This window comes from Neokomagataea anthophila (genome assembly GCF_018122595.1).
In the GTDB taxonomy this organism is placed as follows: Bacteria; Pseudomonadota; Alphaproteobacteria; order Acetobacterales; family Acetobacteraceae; genus Gluconobacter; species Gluconobacter anthophilus.
The window spans coordinates 41,173-56,572 of the sequence record NZ_JAGRQH010000005.1 but is presented as its reverse complement, the minus strand read 5'-3'; the positions used below and the strand labels follow the sequence as shown (position 1 = coordinate 56,572).

The 15,400-nt window shown below is 53.2% G+C and carries 26 protein-coding genes; 12 read left to right on the top strand and 14 right to left on the bottom strand.

Annotation, left to right across the window (positions count from 1 at the left end; all coding sequences use genetic code 11):
• Positions 1–117: 117 nt before the first annotated feature.
• From KB213_RS08450 to KB213_RS08400, 11 genes are all read right to left on the bottom strand, one after another.
• Positions 118–273: a hypothetical protein gene (locus KB213_RS08450; protein ID WP_211682175.1), complete on the bottom strand. Its 156-nt coding sequence runs from the start codon at positions 271–273 to the stop codon at positions 118–120.
• Positions 273–413, bottom strand: coding sequence for a hypothetical protein (locus KB213_RS08445; RefSeq protein ID WP_211682173.1), 141 nt, complete (start codon positions 411–413; stop codon positions 273–275). Before KB213_RS08445 ends, KB213_RS08450 begins: the two co-directional genes overlap by 1 nt.
• Positions 410–1,069 (bottom strand): hypothetical protein, encoded by a 660-nt coding sequence (locus KB213_RS08440; RefSeq protein ID WP_211682171.1) that lies wholly within the window; start codon positions 1,067–1,069, stop codon positions 410–412. The genes KB213_RS08445 and KB213_RS08440 overlap by 4 nt, the downstream gene beginning before the upstream one ends.
• Positions 1,062–1,760, bottom strand: a complete 699-nt coding sequence (locus tag KB213_RS08435) for a lambda exonuclease family protein (protein WP_211682169.1) — start codon at positions 1,758–1,760, stop codon at positions 1,062–1,064. Before KB213_RS08435 ends, KB213_RS08440 begins: the two co-directional genes overlap by 8 nt.
• Positions 1,760–2,014 carry a hypothetical protein gene (locus KB213_RS08430; RefSeq protein ID WP_211682166.1) on the bottom strand — a complete coding sequence of 85 codons (255 nt, stop codon included), beginning with the start codon at positions 2,012–2,014 and terminating at the stop codon, positions 1,760–1,762. Before KB213_RS08430 ends, KB213_RS08435 begins: the two co-directional genes overlap by 1 nt.
• Positions 2,015–2,032: 18 nt before the next feature.
• The gene (locus KB213_RS08425) at positions 2,033–2,239 is read right to left on the bottom strand and encodes a hypothetical protein (protein ID WP_211682164.1); all 207 of its coding nucleotides are present in this window, start codon (positions 2,237–2,239) and stop codon (positions 2,033–2,035) included.
• On the bottom strand, positions 2,226–2,477 hold the full coding sequence (locus KB213_RS08420) for a hypothetical protein (protein ID WP_211682162.1): 252 nt from the start codon (positions 2,475–2,477) through the stop codon (positions 2,226–2,228). The genes KB213_RS08425 and KB213_RS08420 overlap by 14 nt, the downstream gene beginning before the upstream one ends.
• On the bottom strand, positions 2,477–3,271 hold the full coding sequence (locus tag KB213_RS08415; protein ID WP_211682159.1) for a KilA-N domain-containing protein: 795 nt from the start codon (positions 3,269–3,271) through the stop codon (positions 2,477–2,479). The genes KB213_RS08420 and KB213_RS08415 overlap by 1 nt, the downstream gene beginning before the upstream one ends.
• A 150-nt stretch (positions 3,272–3,421) precedes the next feature.
• Positions 3,422–3,805, bottom strand: a complete 384-nt coding sequence (locus tag KB213_RS08410) for a hypothetical protein (protein WP_211682157.1) — start codon at positions 3,803–3,805, stop codon at positions 3,422–3,424.
• Positions 3,802–4,038 (bottom strand): hypothetical protein, encoded by a 237-nt coding sequence (locus KB213_RS08405; RefSeq protein ID WP_211682156.1) that lies wholly within the window; start codon positions 4,036–4,038, stop codon positions 3,802–3,804. Before KB213_RS08405 ends, KB213_RS08410 begins: the two co-directional genes overlap by 4 nt.
• Before the next feature lie 64 nt (positions 4,039–4,102).
• A complete protein-coding gene (locus KB213_RS08400) occupies positions 4,103–4,822 on the bottom strand; it encodes a LexA family protein (protein ID WP_211682154.1) in 720 nt (239 codons plus the stop codon).
• A 92-nt stretch (positions 4,823–4,914) separates the two neighbouring features.
• Between KB213_RS08400 and KB213_RS08395 the strand changes: the two genes are divergently transcribed.
• On the top strand, positions 4,915–5,151 hold the full coding sequence (locus tag KB213_RS08395; protein WP_211682152.1) for a transcriptional regulator: 237 nt from the start codon (positions 4,915–4,917) through the stop codon (positions 5,149–5,151).
• 90 nt (positions 5,152–5,241) lie between these two features.
• Here KB213_RS08395 and KB213_RS08390 read toward each other — a convergent pair whose 3' ends face one another.
• A complete protein-coding gene (locus tag KB213_RS08390) occupies positions 5,242–5,511 on the bottom strand; it encodes a hypothetical protein (protein WP_211682150.1) in 270 nt (89 codons plus the stop codon).
• 94 nt (positions 5,512–5,605) lie between these two features.
• Between KB213_RS08390 and ssb the strand changes: the two genes are divergently transcribed.
• Positions 5,606–6,064, top strand: a complete 459-nt coding sequence (gene ssb, locus KB213_RS08385; protein ID WP_211682148.1) for a single-stranded DNA-binding protein — start codon at positions 5,606–5,608, stop codon at positions 6,062–6,064.
• 8 nt (positions 6,065–6,072) lie between these two features.
• On the opposite strand, the gene KB213_RS08380 is transcribed toward ssb, so the two are convergent.
• Positions 6,073–6,330 (bottom strand): hypothetical protein, encoded by a 258-nt coding sequence (locus KB213_RS08380; RefSeq protein ID WP_211682146.1) that lies wholly within the window; start codon positions 6,328–6,330, stop codon positions 6,073–6,075.
• Between the two features lie 251 nt (positions 6,331–6,581).
• Between KB213_RS08380 and KB213_RS08375 the strand changes: the two genes are divergently transcribed.
• The 6 genes from KB213_RS08375 (at position 6,582) to KB213_RS08350 (ending at position 9,549) form a co-directional block, all read left to right on the top strand.
• Positions 6,582–6,785 carry a hypothetical protein gene (locus tag KB213_RS08375; protein WP_211682144.1) on the top strand — a complete coding sequence of 68 codons (204 nt, stop codon included), beginning with the start codon at positions 6,582–6,584 and terminating at the stop codon, positions 6,783–6,785.
• Positions 6,782–7,006, top strand: a complete 225-nt coding sequence (locus tag KB213_RS08370; RefSeq protein WP_211682142.1) for a hypothetical protein — start codon at positions 6,782–6,784, stop codon at positions 7,004–7,006. Before KB213_RS08375 ends, KB213_RS08370 begins: the two co-directional genes overlap by 4 nt.
• The gene (locus tag KB213_RS08365; protein ID WP_211682140.1) at positions 6,999–7,418 is read left to right on the top strand and encodes a hypothetical protein; all 420 of its coding nucleotides are present in this window, start codon (positions 6,999–7,001) and stop codon (positions 7,416–7,418) included. The genes KB213_RS08370 and KB213_RS08365 overlap by 8 nt, the downstream gene beginning before the upstream one ends.
• Positions 7,415–8,299 (top strand): DUF1376 domain-containing protein, encoded by an 885-nt coding sequence (locus KB213_RS08360; protein ID WP_211682138.1) that lies wholly within the window; start codon positions 7,415–7,417, stop codon positions 8,297–8,299. The genes KB213_RS08365 and KB213_RS08360 overlap by 4 nt, the downstream gene beginning before the upstream one ends.
• Before the next feature lie 116 nt (positions 8,300–8,415).
• Entirely contained in the window at positions 8,416–9,015 is a 600-nt protein-coding gene (locus tag KB213_RS08355; RefSeq protein WP_211682136.1) for a hypothetical protein, read from the top strand.
• A 348-nt stretch (positions 9,016–9,363) separates the two neighbouring features.
• Complete coding sequence (locus KB213_RS08350; RefSeq protein WP_211682134.1) at positions 9,364–9,549, top strand: hypothetical protein; 186 nt, start codon at positions 9,364–9,366, stop codon at positions 9,547–9,549.
• A gap of 90 nt (positions 9,550–9,639) precedes the next feature.
• On the opposite strand, the gene KB213_RS08345 is transcribed toward KB213_RS08350, so the two are convergent.
• Positions 9,640–10,236, bottom strand: coding sequence for a hypothetical protein (locus KB213_RS08345; RefSeq protein ID WP_211682132.1), 597 nt, complete (start codon positions 10,234–10,236; stop codon positions 9,640–9,642).
• A gap of 293 nt (positions 10,237–10,529) precedes the next feature.
• Between KB213_RS08345 and KB213_RS08340 the strand changes: the two genes are divergently transcribed.
• The 4 genes from KB213_RS08340 (at position 10,530) to KB213_RS08325 (ending at position 15,267) form a co-directional block, all read left to right on the top strand.
• Positions 10,530–10,856 carry a DUF5681 domain-containing protein gene (locus KB213_RS08340; protein WP_211682130.1) on the top strand — a complete coding sequence of 109 codons (327 nt, stop codon included), beginning with the start codon at positions 10,530–10,532 and terminating at the stop codon, positions 10,854–10,856.
• A complete protein-coding gene (locus KB213_RS08335; RefSeq protein ID WP_211682128.1) occupies positions 10,849–12,126 on the top strand; it encodes a PBSX family phage terminase large subunit in 1,278 nt (425 codons plus the stop codon). The genes KB213_RS08340 and KB213_RS08335 overlap by 8 nt, the downstream gene beginning before the upstream one ends.
• Positions 12,127–12,187: 61 nt before the next feature.
• Positions 12,188–14,410 carry a portal protein gene (locus tag KB213_RS08330; protein WP_211682126.1) on the top strand — a complete coding sequence of 741 codons (2,223 nt, stop codon included), beginning with the start codon at positions 12,188–12,190 and terminating at the stop codon, positions 14,408–14,410.
• Complete coding sequence (locus tag KB213_RS08325; protein WP_211682124.1) at positions 14,407–15,267, top strand: hypothetical protein; 861 nt, start codon at positions 14,407–14,409, stop codon at positions 15,265–15,267. Before KB213_RS08330 ends, KB213_RS08325 begins: the two co-directional genes overlap by 4 nt.
• The last annotated feature ends 133 nt before the right edge of the window (positions 15,268–15,400 follow it).

The following is a 15,400-nucleotide window of genomic DNA, read 5'->3' as shown; positions in this document are numbered from 1 at the left end:
ATATCTGCCGAATGTGGGGTAAAACCTGCGTCCGAAATGTCCCAACGGACATGGCCAAATAATGAGCTGCATCATTTATATCAAGCACCTTGGGACCTAGCTGCACGGTTAATCGCTTCATCCGTGCCCCCCATAAACCCGTAAGAACTGCTCAACAGTCATCACACGCGGCTCATCGTCCGCTACTGTGACTTCGATCTGATCTGGCCCGACAACGCACAGGGTCAGGCCAAGGCGCTCCGCTAGGGAACGCGCTTGGTCGATTTCGTCCATCACCCTTCCCTTTCATCACTCACGGCCCAAGCGGCCGGCACATCATCGCATTCAACGGCTGGATATTCACGGCGTAGACGTTCGAGCGTCTGCCAGATGGTTGTCGGGTCGTAGCCCGACAGGTGTGGTGCGGGGGTCATACCCACTCTTCCTCGTGCTCAGACGGTTGTTGACCAATTTCTGTCTCTTGAATTTTTTGAAGGCGCGCTGAGATGGCGTCCTTAATCTTTTCAGCTAGCTCAGGACGCTCTACCTCAAGCCGCTGCATACTTTTGGTAAACGCCCCGACAGATGTACGGCTTTCAAGAGCATTGATTGTATTCGCGCCGTGAATGCTTTGAATTTGCTTGTCAGCCCACTCAGCTGCTTTATCTACCCCCTGACCTTGAACAGGTGGTTCCTGCTGAACCCGAAGCGGCTTAACCGTATAGAGCTTCTTGCTACCCCGCGTTACTTGAAGCGCCATAGGCATATCTTTCTCGAGGCCGCTCATGTGACTAATGCGGATACCGCCCACCATAATCCCGCCAAACTTTACGTTTGGGTCGCGGAATAACGTCATGGATTGCCCAGCATATGCTACTCCATCCCGCCCCCAGACATTCACAAGGACACGACGCATAGATTTGCAGGGATAGAACGGCTTCCCATTGCAGCCTTCATAGAAGATCGCTACCGGCTGATCTGCGCTTCCCTCTTTGACACCCTGTACTTTAACGGTGATTGGACCGCCCAGTAGATCGTCAGCATTCAACTGATCTGACTTGGCTATAATGGTGCGAGATAAATCAACCATCGACTAAGATATCCTCTTCGACAGCACGTTTTTCTGTGTCCAGAAAACGCAGATCAGGGTTCAGAAGGGCTTTTTCATACTCAGTGCGCTTCGCTTTAATCTCAGCCTCAAAGGAGGCAGCCGCTTCGACCAGAGCGCCTTGCATGTCTGTATCTGGATACACCCGCTTCACGAGCATCTTGCCGCCCCCCATTGCTGGGAAGCTGATGAAATCAAGCCACTCACGACCAGAGACAAGAAGCCCCGTCTGGATTTGCGCCATGTATTCGGTAGGCACTACTTGATCACAAATAACGCCCATCTGAAGGCCGTGTGCTCGGCTCTTACACTCTAGAAGCCCAACATCACCTACCAAGCCATCTGGTGAGTAACCCAGCTTAAAGCCCCACCGATCTTCCGTGATAAAACCAGCCTCAGACACAGGACCAAAATTCTGCGCATATAGAAGTTTGGCCTCAATCTCATCTTCATGACCACGTTGCATGGCAAATGTGTTTGGCTGATCTTCAACCACCTTGCTGATGCGCTGCGCCAGAAGATCTAGTATCAGCCGACGGCTTTTGTCGTTCTTCGCGCTTTTGCCGGTTGGTGTAAGAAGCTTACCAATTGTGCTGGCTGTTAAAATGCCGCAACGCGCTTGCAGCCACTCATCGGTGCCTTGTTCAAGGTCATGATAAATTTTGCGTACCATCACACCAGCCCCAGAATACGAGCAATAAAAGGCACACGCTGGCGAGCGACTTCTTGGCGCCACTGCCGAACCAGAGCTTCGAGGCGTTCGGCATGGCCTTGGCGGTTATTCTCCCACACCTTCCACATCAGGGGGCTATCAGAGAGATTGCGGCTGCTGCGTGCAAATCCCTCCAGATGGCGTGTTTGTTCAATCTGCTCAGATAATGAATGAAGTGCATTAGACGCACCTCGGGCATTTGCTGTTTTCAGCATGTTAAGATTTCCTGTTGGTTACTTGTTATTCGATAAAGCTAAATGGCGTTTCTGATGCTGCACGAAGCAAAACTCTGATATTTCGGAGCGGGTCTCCATCAGGGACCTATATTCAGATGGTGAATATTTATTAGCCAACCCCATGGACTTCCAGAGTTGACGCGCTGCCTGTTCAAGAAGATCAAAAGCCTTCTCCTTATCTGGGTCAATCTCAGACGCGCTCATATTCATCGATCCTCTCCTGAAGTTCGATTTGCTCCGCCTCGTTATCAGCAAGCCGACGGTACAGATCATCAACCATTGCATCGTCTTCAGCATGAAGATCCAGCGCAGCATCCAGCTTGTTTTCTTCCGCCCGGAGATTATCCATCTTCCGGTACATCCATGCTGGCGCTTCTGCTTCGTCACTGACGCCGTATGCGGCATCAAACGCAAAGGAACTGAAGTTGTCAGGGTACGGCATCAGTGCAGTTCCCCATGCGTGGCGGTATCCGTGCGGCGGGCAAGTGCTGTAGTCTGATAAACCCCGAGGATAACCCGGAGGCGTGCTAGTCCCTTTTGTGTGATCATCGGCTGGCCAACGCCTTCGGTGTAACCCGTGCGCTTTACTTCGACGTTCTTAACTTCCATCAAGCCAGCTTTGATCTTGTCTGCATACGCGCATTTACGCCCGGTCACAGCATGGATGTAGATCCATTTAATCTGAATAAGCTTGTCGATGAATTTCCGCTCTGGCCATTTGCACTGCGCTGCCGAGATTCGGAGGTTGTGACGTCCTTCGAGGTTCGCGAGCGCGTCGAGGGCTTCTGCCTTTGGGGCGAGAACTGCAATCTCTGCATCCTTCTCGCGGATGATGTCCTGCGAGATAAGGAATGCTTCGTTGATCTTCTGTTCGCGTGAAAGGGGCTCAACAATCTTTAGACCCTTCCCCATCATCATCGCGTCAAACGCGCGGATAACGCGAAGATGGAAAGCTGGGCTGATCCACATTGCGTAGGCGTAGATCAGTTCTTTGCAAGCGTAGGTGCCACCGCCTCGGCCCTCAACTGTAACTACCGACTTCCCGGCAGTTTCTGAAACTGTGGGAATCTCCACAGTATCGATTTCAGCGATGAGCGCCTTGGTCTGCTTGTTGGCCATCCACTGGCCCGGTGCCTTGGAAGCTTCGCTGCCAGAAGACCGGTGGCAGTCGTTCAGGCAATACCGCCCCTGCGCGTCCTGCCGAATATTCACATCAAGGATTGTTAACTGTGTCACGAGCGTTTCTCCCATCACCCGACTGGGGTGTGGGGTTATTGTTAGCTATACCAACATTATGTCGTCAAGATAAAAGTTGGCAATTCCAACATTTATTCCCAAAAAGAAACCCGGCCGGAGCCGGGTTGATAGACTTCATGTCGATGGGTTTTAGTGTGATGTAAAATGAGCCACTAGGTCATGCCATCTTGCTGCAGCTGTCAGGATCGCCACCGCCACTGACACCATAACTGCTACGCCTTTAGTTGTTGCGAGCTTGTTTGTCCGCTCATCAAGAACCGCAACATGCATGGCTAGTGCATGAAGCTCATCTTTCGTCGCCATCGATGCTTCTATCCGGGCAAGCGTCACCTGAATGGAACCCAAGGTCTCTTGGACTTTGTCCATCTTAGTTTCGAGCACACCGACGCGGCGAGTTAGATCATCCATACCGCCTCCACTACCAGATTCTCGGCCCTTTCTGGAAGAATTATCTGACCATTTAAAATTGGGATGGTCCGAGAGTTGTGCAAGCCTACTTTCGAAATCAGTCATTTCTGCGCCTCGAAGAAATGCTTGTGGAGATTTTCTATCATGGACAATGATTTCTCCATATGCACAGAAAACTCTCCCTTTATAAGCCTATCCCCTTTCTCAGTATTTATCTCATTTATCGCTTTCTGTAGTTCATTTAAGCATTTCATATTATTAATCTGGAATTGGTAAACGGCTGTAATAACCTCAGTTATTAACGCAGCATTGTCTTTAGGTAAGTCATCAAAAAACATGCTTTATTCTCCATTGAAGGGGAAAGGTCCCCTCACTTCCAATCCCACTTCCCAACCACGCATATCACCCAAATGAAACGGTCGGATTAGGCCGATAACTCGCCACAACCAACGCCTGGATAAACACATCAGGCATTCCGGCGTCGTGTTCGTTTCCTCTAGCTGGAACGCGCACAGGCATCGCGAAATCAGGGTTCGTGCTTTGCGGCCAGAGAATCATCTCGCCATCATCTCGGACCTGCACAGCCTTGACTGTCGCCTCAAAGTCACTCGTCGTTTTCGAGCGCTGCACAGCGACGACGATCTCTCCTGTATGTGGCATACGCCCAAGGTCCGAGAGGTTTATCACCACGACAACTGATCCGTCTGGGAACACCTTGTTCATGGAGTCCCCCTTCACGAGGAGACCGTATCGATGCAACCCCGCATAAGCGGCATCAAGAGGCACGGTGATGGCGTACCAGTCTGCACGAGGCCACTCCACAGCCTCACGCCATACACCCGCCTGAACATCACCTCGAACTTCAATTTGCGTTGTGTGGATGGGCTGGAGGGGGCTGGCCCCAGATAAAATCTCTTCTACGCTAACCCCATAATAGCCAGCCAAAGCGACAAGAGTATCTCGGCCCGGCTTGTCATGGCCTTTTTCGTAGGCAGTCAACGTACTTCGGGCAATTCCAACGGCGTCAGCGACCTCGGCTTGAGTAGCACGAGCCCCTCTAGCTTTTCCATGTTGGGTGCGGAGCGCCTTTAAGCGCACTCCAATAAGGTGCTGTTCTGTCATGTTGGAAATACAATCATGTCTAAATATCCAAGGGGATGGTTTTTCCAACATTTTCTCTTGCTTTAATATGTTGGCATATCTAACATTTAAGAATGTCAATTGTTGATGAAGCCATCACGGCGGCAGGTGGAGCGCTCGAATTAAGTAAGGCGTGTAACTTGCATCGGACTTCGGTCCTTTTTTGGCGCTACCGAGACCGAATTCCTGCCAATCATGTCGTTGCAGTCGAAGAAAAAACAGGTATTCCGCGTGAAAGACTGCGCCCTGATTTATATCGAGAGATTACCCCCTCCCGCCGCTCCACGCGCAAGGAGGCGGTGCATGTCTGATAATACCCCAAACAGCCTTTCCGAGTGGTTGAGCATACCTGGAGTTAGGGAAGTGGTGGCAGACCTCCTTTGGAAGTCCGCCGACCTTCCTCAACGTCCCGAAAGGGTGCAAAAAACGTTCACGGCAGACGTGAATTTTTCCATTTCACGTTCAGCCGCCTCCGTCATGGCCTCGCTTCGCATTGAGCCAGGGGACTTCCGCAAGGCTTCCCATTTTTCATCTTGTGTCTTCAAGAGGGCCAAAACGTCATGGCGCTGCGCTGCTGGCATCATCGCTGTGATTGCGACCATTATCTGGTGCTGCGCTGTGCAACGGCCTTCAACGCGGGCAAGAGCATCTTCTAATTCAGCAGGTGTCATAGTTTCATCCTCGGCAGATGGTGAAAGCGGGGACTCGGTTGCCGCCGATCCCCGTACAAACGCTACTACGGCCTCTGTTGTGGAGGGCGAATAAATGGCTGGCTCCGTCAATAAGGTCATACTCATCGGCAATGCCGGACGTGATCCCGAAATTCGCCACACACAGAGCGGTTCGAAGATTGCCAATCTGACCCTCGCTACGTCGGATACGTGGAACGATAAGCAGTCTGGTGAGCGTAAAGAACGCACGGAATGGCATCGTGTTGTTTGCTTCAATGACCATCTGGCCGGTGTGATCGAGCGCTTCGTAAAGAAGGGCAGCAAGCTCTACATCGAGGGTGAATTGCGCACCCGCAAATGGACTGATCAGAGCGGGCAGGAAAAGTACACGGCAGAAGTCACTATTGATCGCTTCCGTGGTGACGTGACCTTGCTCGACAGTCGCAATAATGGCGATCAGAACAGCGGGCGCCAGCAATCCAGTAGTCAGAGCCATCATGACGGTTACGGGTCGCCTGGTCGGAATGACTTCGACGACGATCTCCCGTTCTAAGACTGCCCTCACCCGATGTCTGCCCCCAGCTCTTCCAGAACCCTCAGCGCGATGTGGTCTCTGACCTCTTGGCACTCTGTTGGGTGCAGCGTGGCCCATAGCCGCGCTGTCTGGATCAAGCTGCGGGCAAGTACGGGTTCATCCATGTTTTGTTCGTGTTCCGGGGCAGCCTCCACTGTCTGTTTCTCCAATCCGCTCAGTGACATGTCGGATTGTGGAGCAGGATGATGGAAATTTCTCGGTTCAATCTTTCCCCCAAAAGTCACGGTTCATTCCGGGGTGAGAACGTCACGAACGAATGGTGCGTGGAAACGGTGAGCAGCGCTCTCCAAGGCCGATACGGCGAATTACGAAATGCAGCCAAACGGGTCTCAAGGGCGCGCGGCTGGACAGTTAAGGCTTTCACAAACTGGCTCTACGGCAAGAACGCGCCTCGCATGCATGACCTCATCATGCTGATGGCCGACTGCCCTGAGCTTGAACAGCGCATCGTCACGATGGTGCGGGAGACAAGGGAATGTTCAGTTTTACAACCATCCAAACCGTGCTGTGGCGCGGTTTCGGTCTCGACCGTGGTGCAGGATACCTCGAAGCGCGGCTTGGCCTGATAGGCTTTGCCTTTGTGCGCGGCGACTTGTGGAGTGCGCATAAGAAGCTGCGCGAAACGTGTGCCTCGTATGAGCAGGAGATCATGATTCTGCGTGAGGAGTTGCTGAAATGAGCGAGCGCCTCGATAGCGTGGACGTGTTTCGTATCCTTCGTGAGACGATTAAGGAAAAGTACGGAAATCAGCGTACTTTTGCAGAGCGTCACGGCGTAACACCTCAGTACGTTTCAGACGTATTAGCGGGTCGGCGTGAGATGCCAAAGCGCTTCTTGCAAACCTGTAAAATACGGAAAATTGCGTACTTTGAGCGAGTGGAGGCGCGCGAAGATGCGTGAAATCACCTTCACCCTCCCTGAGCCTTTCCCGCTGCTCAACAAGCAGCAGCGCAAGCACTACCGCACACGCGGGCGGGCCAAGGTTTCAACGTCACGGCAGATCATTGCCCTACTCGGCTCTGAGCGGCCGCAGGAGCCGTTTCAGCGCGCTTCAGTGCATGTGGTGCGGCACTCGGTCGGCAGCCCTGATCTCGACGGCTTGTATGGCGGCTTTAAGGACATTCTCGATTGCCTCACCACGCCAGTGCAGCAGGCGAACGGCAAGGTCAAGAACAAGCACGGCGTTGGCCTGATCGTGGACGATAACCAGCTCTCCATCCGCCTCAACATTGAGGGTGTCCGATGCCGTCGCGATGAGCAGAAAACGGTCGTCACAATTACCGAAATTTTGGATGCGGAGGTGGGTTTATGAAAATTCCTGAACCAATGACGCCAAGTGACTGCGATTTGCGTGGATTGCCTTTTATGCAATTGGACGTGGTCCGCCTCATAGATAGTGACCTCTTTGCACTCTCAACCGGCGACGAGTTCAAGGCCGCTGTTGCGCTTTGGTGCAAGAGTTGGCTGCAAGTTCCTGCTGCTTCTTTACCAGACGATGATCGTGTTCTTGCTCATTTATCATCTGCTGGTACACGCTGGAAAAAGGTAAAAACCTTAGTTTTGCGCGGGTGGGTTAAGTGTTCTGATGGTCGTTTATATCATCCCACGGTAGCGGAAAAAGCACTGCATGCATGGAAGGCCCGCACTGCGCAGCGTGAGCGTGCGGCAAAGCGCTGGCAGAAAAAAGACGAGGACACTGGCAATGCCACGGCATCGGAAAACAACATGCCACGGCATAGCGGCGGCATATCCCACGGCAATGCCTTAGAGAGGGAGAGGGAGAGGGAGAATATACCTCTCACTACGTTCGAGGACGCGGCTCCGCCGTCGTCGCAAGTTCAAGCTCAACAAAAAATCGCTCAGATCGATGCTTCAGCGCCCCGCACCCCAGATGCGAGAGATCATCTCTGGCGTCACGGAGCTGAGGTTGTTCGACACTCCACGGGATTACCCCCAAAGCGGGCCAAGAGCCTGATCGGTAAATGGCTCCGAGATTGTCGCGACAGCGCTGAAACTCTCAACGCCATCCTTGATGAGGCCGTAAGCGTGCGACCAGCGGTGTTCGAAGAATGGGTGACGAAAGCGATCCAGAACCGGATGCAAACTGACCTGCGCCAGATCGAGGACCAGTGGGGGCTGACAGGCTACGACATCGACGCCAATGCCAAGCGCTTCGAGGAGATGGGCCAATGAGCGATACCCTCGCCCCGCTGAACCGGGAACGGACGCAGCACATCGCAGGCTGGCTAGGAAGGCTGGCCCGAACCACGCGACACCAGCAGCGCCTAACGCCCGATGAGACCAAAGCGATGTTGGCGGAGTACGCTGAGATGCTGCTCCGGCGTGAGGTCCCTGCATCTGCCTACTGCCTCGATGCCCTGAGCGTTGTGACTGAGCAATCCGATTGGTGGCCGCCAGTGGGTTCCCTCGCCCGAATGCTGGAAGAATTTGCCCTCGTGCAGCGGGTGCGCCGGAGCAACGCGAACCAGCCCTTGCAGATTTCAGGCTCAACCACGCAAGCCCGCAAACTGTCCGAAACCGATAAAAACTGGCTGCGTAGCTGGCACCAGAACGAGCAACTGAACTGGAACCTACCCGACGAAAATGGCGCCACGGATGAGCAGCGCTCCGAACGGCGGAAGATTTGGACTTCGATGCTTAGGCGGTACTCCCCAACCGTTCACGAGATGGTCACGGGTGTTGATCCCGGTAGCCGCGATCCTCGAGACTGGCAAGATGCGGATCGTCTGCGCCACACGCTGCGCCGGATCAGTGAAGGTCCGTTCCAGCCGTCATTCTTCCGCTGCGTTCAGGCTGCGGTTGGCAAGCACGCGCCGGACAACATGGGTTTGGTGATTGAAGCTATGCAGGCTGCAAATGTGCCGCTCAGTGAACAGCGCTCACAGTGAGATGGAGTGTGGTGGCGCAGATTGACGCTACCACCCAACTCATAACATCGACGCTAAGGGGGGTAGGTTCGGCGGAGAGGGCATTAATTAATTTAACGCAAGACATTTACCGCAAAAACGAAAAAACGCCTGTACGGCGAAATTCCTTGCGAGGTGTATTGGAAACGAGTAGTGTAATCCAGACACGAAAAAAGGGCGGGATTACGAGTCCCACCCTTTTGAATTCCACAGACGTCAATCCCGCCCGTGGAAATGCTCACATGTAACGTAGCGCATAGATTATGCGCTATTCAATGAGTATCGGTCAAGGCGGTTCTTTATCCCTCTCGAAGTGGAGAACTGTTATTTATGACCAAAAACAATCGAAAACCCTCGAAAATACTGACCCGAACCGACGCTGAAATAATCATTCAGCGTATTGCAACGCAGGAGTATCTGAACCGTATCGCTGCGGATTATGACGTTAATCCGGGGCGTATCTCAGAGATCAAGACCGGGAAGCGGTTTCCAGATCTTCAACGCCCTTGGGGTTGATGTCGTGGGGCGGTTGAGAGGCCGCCCTACTTTTTTGTCGCATAACAATTTAGGCCGTTCCTGCGTCTTGCTCTCTAAGGAATCTATTTATCAGCCAAGGATATCAATCAACAAAGCTACAGCTCCAAATAGGGTGGCAATAACTGCAATCTCGCGCTCATAATCAAAGAAATTAGGATTGTTTTTAATGCAAAATCGACACAAAAAAAACGAAAAAACTGATAACAGTAATACAGGCAGCAAATCAAAAAAAGATTGTCTGGAAAAATGATTTTTAAACAATGAAATTGTCGCTGAAAAAACAATAATAATCAAAACAACCATATGGAAAATAAATATATATTTTTTTGCCCTCTCACTAATTCGTCCAATATCTTTTTTTAGAAAAGGTTTGTTTATTATCAAAAAATCTATAACGAAGGCGCACGCAGCAAAAGATATTAAATATTTTTTGCTTCCAAACAGATAACAAAACCCTACTGATAGAGCCAATACAGCAATTATATATATAATCGCCCTTCCCCATCTTTTGCCACGAGAAGGAGGCCCCGATGAAGGGCCTTCTCCCCCCATGTTTTCAGTTCTCTCTTCAAGTGACCTTGCGCTCAGATGAGGATGGGAAGACGGTGCGCCACCAGAGGCAGGGCCATATGGAGTATCTGTTGCAGTAGAGGTTTGGTCTGGCATAGAGCGATTCCTTATATTTGGTCCTATGCTAGAATTAATGTTATATATTGTGCCCTACATTCAATAGGGGATATTATACTAATTTTCTCTGTGACTAAATTAGTTGGGGTCGTATTCATCCCATTGGTTTTGTTTTTGAACGGTTCATGGTCTGAATTGTTCTCGATGAATGGGCCGCTGTCGAAGTGTCAGAATGGCGTAACAGGCGTAAATTGAAGCATCGCCCTAAATGATACGGTATCCAATTACCGCTTTTTCTTGTAAGCATAGGCGCACTTTGATAGACTGCGCCTATGACAAAAGCCCCTCAGAACAGCGGAGCTAAGCCGCGCAAGATGCCCGTTGGCCGCCCGTTCAAGAAGGGACAGAGTGGCAATCCCGGTGGCCTGCCGAAGAACATGCGCGAGGTGATTGCACTGGCGCGATCACACACAACGACAGCGATTGAGGCATTGGCTGAGATTGCGGGCAACAAAACAGCCCCTGAGAGTGCTCGGGTGTCGGCGGCAAACTCCTTGCTCGACCGCGCGTGGGGCAAGCCGAAAGACACTGTGGAGATCCAAGGGCAAGACGGTGCGCCGCTTGGTTTGGTAGTGACAATGGTTCGCCCGAGTGAGTGACATCCCCTTCCCTGAAAGCCTCGCGTTCCTGTTCGATAAGGCGCGCTACAAGGTTGCGTATGGTGGCCGTGGCTCGGGGAAGTCTTGGGGCATGGCGCTGGCTTTGTTGATACAGGGCGCGGAGCAGCCATTGCGAGTGTTGTGTGCGCGTGAGTTTCAGAAGTCTATTGCGGACTCTGTGCATTCTTTGCTGGCGGATCATATAGCGCGCAGCCCTGCTTTGAGTGAGTTCTACACCGTCCAGAAGACGACGATTACCGGGCGCAACGGGACCGAGTTCATCTTTGCGGGTTTGCGGCACAACATCGCCTCGATCAAATCCATCGAAGGCATTGACCGCTGTTGGATTGAAGAAGCGCAGACGATCACCAAGGGTAGTCTCGACATTCTGGTGCCGACCATCCGTAAGGAAGGTTCTGAGATTTGGCTCGGCTTTAACCCTGAGCTGGCAGAAGATGAGGTCTACCGGCGCTTTGTGCTGAACCCGCCAAGCAATGCGCTTGTTCGCAAGGTAAACTGGGATCAGAACCCGTTCTTTCCGTCCGTGTTGCGTGAGGAAATGGAGCAGCTGAAAGCGACGGATTACGATGCCTGGTTGAACGTGTGGCAGGGTAATCCCAAGCAGGTTCTGGAAGGTGCGATCTATGCCACAGAACTGCGCCAAGCGACGGATGAGCAGCGTGTGTGCCGAGTTGAGTATGACCCATCAGCGCCCGTCTTTACAGCATGGGATTTGGGGTGGTCAGACATGACCAGCATTTGGTTCTGGCAGAAGATTGGCTTCGACATTCGAGTGATCGACTTCTATCAGAACCGCATGGAGGGGCTGGACCATTACGTGAACGTGCTTCAACGCAAGCCCTACACGTATGAGCGCCATTTCCTGCCGCATGATGCGAACCAAGGGCAGTTGAGCGCAGCGGGCAAAACGATTGCATCTCAGTTAAGGGCGCGCTCGATGCCGATCACGGTCCTGCCACAGCTGCCGATTGCTGCGGGGATTAGTGCAGCGCGAACGCTCTTCCCGCGCGTGTGGTTTGATGAGCAAGCGACAGCGGATGGGGTGAATGCTCTGCGCCGGTATCGCTATGATGTGGATCAGCAGACGGGCCAGTTCAGCAAGAAGCCTTTGCACGACGATGCCTCGCATGGTGCGGATGCTTTCCGGCAGTTGGCAGTGGCGATTAATGACCCAAAACCACGAGCCGAACGTAAGCCGATCACACGCCCATCGTTCATAAGCAGCAATACGGGATGGATGGGCGCTTAATCGGTTCAGCCTGTAGATTTGTATTGTAGGCCGCGATTCTTGTGTGGTATTTAGTTACCACATGAGCGAAAGCCTTTTAGCAACAAACTCCGTTATCTCCGAAGTCAAAGAACGGTTTGAGGCTGCTCAATCGTTCGAGGCAGACTGGCGTCGCCGTGCGCTGGATGATCTGCGCTTCTTCCATGCCGATGCGTACAATCATGACCAGTGGGATAGCGGGGTTTATCAAGCACGCTCTGGTACTTTCGGCGGCTCTCCCCGTCCCTGTCTGACGATTAACAAGACGCAGCAGCATGTGTTCCAGGTCGAGAACGATGCGCGTCAATCTCAGATGGGCATCAAGATCAATGCTACGGGCTTTGGCGCATCTGAGAAGGCGGCTGATGTGCTTGAGGGCATCATCCGGCACATCGAGTATCAGTCGAACGCTCAGCAAAACGCCTATGCTTGCGCCATTCAAGGCCAAGTGCGTCAGGGCATAGGCTGGGTGCATGTGGTCACGGATTATGTCAAAGGCCAAGACAGCTTTGATCAGGACTTCTTTATCAAGTCTGTGCCTGATCCTCGCGCCGTTTACTCTGACCCGAATACGCAGGAGCCTGACCACTCAGACATGCAATGGGCGATGCTGGTGGAAGAAATGCCGCGCGCTGAGTTTGAGCGGTTGTATCCCGATCATGCAGACATATCAGGATCGCCACTTTCCATTGCTGGTGATACGGATTATCGCGGGCAAGAAGTCGATGCGGATATTGTGCGGGTGTTTCGCTATTACCGCCGCAATGAAGACAAGGACACGCTTTGGGCGGTTCCTGTGCCGCAGCCTGATGGCTCTGTGTCGGTCCAGCCTATGCGGCAATCAGACATGCCCGATGACATGGTGACGTATTGCCGGGAGATGAAAGCGCAATCACGACCGATTGTGCGGCCTACGGTGGAGTTTTATCTCATCGCGGGTGATCAGGTCGTGTCACACGGCGCAACGGTCTTTCAGAACATTCCGCTTGTGCCGTTTGTCGGCGTTGAGAGTGTGGTGGATGGGAAGCTGGATCGCTGCGGCTTAGTACGTTCGTTGATCGACCCGCAGCGCATGTTCAATTACTCAGCTTCGGCTTTTGTTGAGAGCATTGCCGTTCAAACGAAATCGCCTTGGCTGGTCGATGAGCGTTCCATTGAGGGCTATGAGAACCAGTGGGCCAGTGCGAATACATCGAACGCGGCATGGTTGCCCTATCGTTCAACGGATCCCGATACGTCTGAAGCGTTGCAGCCACCGCAGCGCCTTGATCCACCAACGGGCAGCACCGGCCATATGCAGGCAATGCAGAACGCCGATCTGCAAATGCAGATGGTTACAGGGCAGTATCAGGCTGAGATGGGCGCGCCGGGGAATGAGAAGTCTGGCCGTGCTATCAATGAGCGTCAACGCCAATCGGACACAGCGAATTACCACTACACCGACAATCAGGGCATGGGGCTGCGGCTGGTTGGGCGCATCCTGATAGACGCCATTCCGATGGTGTATGACACGGCGCGTGCGGTTCAGGTTTTGGGTGAAGACGGCGCACAATCGAGCGCGGTTGTAGACCCACAAGCCCAGCAAGCGGCGCAGGTGGTCCAAGCGCCGAACCAGCCACAGCAACAGGGCCTGACCTTTGAGCAGCAGCTTGCTCAGGAAGGCGCAATCCTTGCAGTTAATCCGACTATTGGCCGCTATGACGTTGAAGCAGACGTAGGCCCCGCCTTCGCCACGCGCCGTCAGGACACATTCAACAGTCTGATGCAGGTGTTGCAGGCTTCCCCTGAGATTATGGGGCAGATTGGCGACTTGTTCTTTAAAGCGGCTGACTTCCCGCTTGCTGATGAGATTGCCGACCGGCTCAAGCCTGCGTCTGATGATCCACGTTTGGGTCAGGCGCAGCAGACGATCCAGCAGCTTCAGCAGCAGATCGGACAGCTTACGCAGCAGCTGAAGGACAAGCAGCAGGACTTTGCGTTGCGCGCCGATAAACAGCGGCATGATCAGGTCATTGATCTGATGGATGCCGACACGAAAAAGCGTGAGCAACAGACGGATGAGATGGCCGCGATTGGGTCTGTAGCGCCGGAGAGTTTGAAGCCGATATTGATCAACCTGATCAAGACCGTCCTTGCTGAACAAGGAACGCCGAACGCGCCGGTGCCAGAGGTTAACCCGCAGCCTCTCGAGCGCATGCCATCAACCAATCCACCGGGCGGACCTATTCACGCCCCCAATCCCATGACAGGAGCCGTACAAGCATGAGCGAGACTTTAGAAGCGACCGCGCCGATCGAAGACACCAATATTCTCTCGGGCATTGAGTTTGGCAGTGATGCGGGTGCAGAGCAACAAACGCCTGAACCTGCACAGGAACCACCTTCCGGAGCAACGCAAGAGGAAGCACAGGCCGCGCCTCAGGAAGAAAAGCAGAAGACACCTGACTGGTTGCAGCGCAAAATCGATCGCGCGACCTATGAGCGCCGAGAAGCAGAGCGACAAGTGCAAGCCTATCGGGACGAGTTAGAGCAAACGCGTCGTGCTCTCGAAGCTGCACGTGGAAAGCAGCGAGAAGAGCCCGAACTGACGCCTGACCAAATCCGCCAGCAGGAACGTGATGCGGCAGCGCAGCAGCGCGCAGTTGAACAAGAGCAGAACAGCTTTGGTGAAGCCGCGCAGAAAGTCGCCAGTGATCTTGTTGGTGTACATGGTGCGGATGCTGTGACACAGGCCACGAAGCTGCTTATTGATCGTGGTGGTATGGACTTCGATAATAAGTCCCACCAACAGATCATCAAAGATATATCGGAGTTGCCGAACAGTGGCGCAGTGTATTATGCTCTGGCTAACGACCCGGATGCAGCAAGTGCGCTGTTCGATGCTCCTGAGCGCCGTCAGTATGCTTTGCTTCAGAAGTTCGCGTCTTCGATGACGGATCAGGTACAAGAGCAGCAAGCGGCACCAGCGGCCACGGCACGTCCTTCAGTATCTCCTGTTTCGAAAGCGCCGCCTCCTGTGCCTGCTGCTACGGGTTCGGCTCGCCCATCGGGTGGCAGTCGCTCTTTGTATGACGACAGCCTCTCGGCGGAAGACTTCGCGAAGATGTTCAGCAAGCGCGGCTGAACAAAGGCGACGGCCTCTAAACGGCTGTTTTGGCGGTATCTCAAACCGCCCGTCACGGGACGTAACCCGGCTGTTTCCGGTCTCAACCGGCACACGTTCTGCCTTTAGCGAGAGCGGCACAATTGGCGCATAA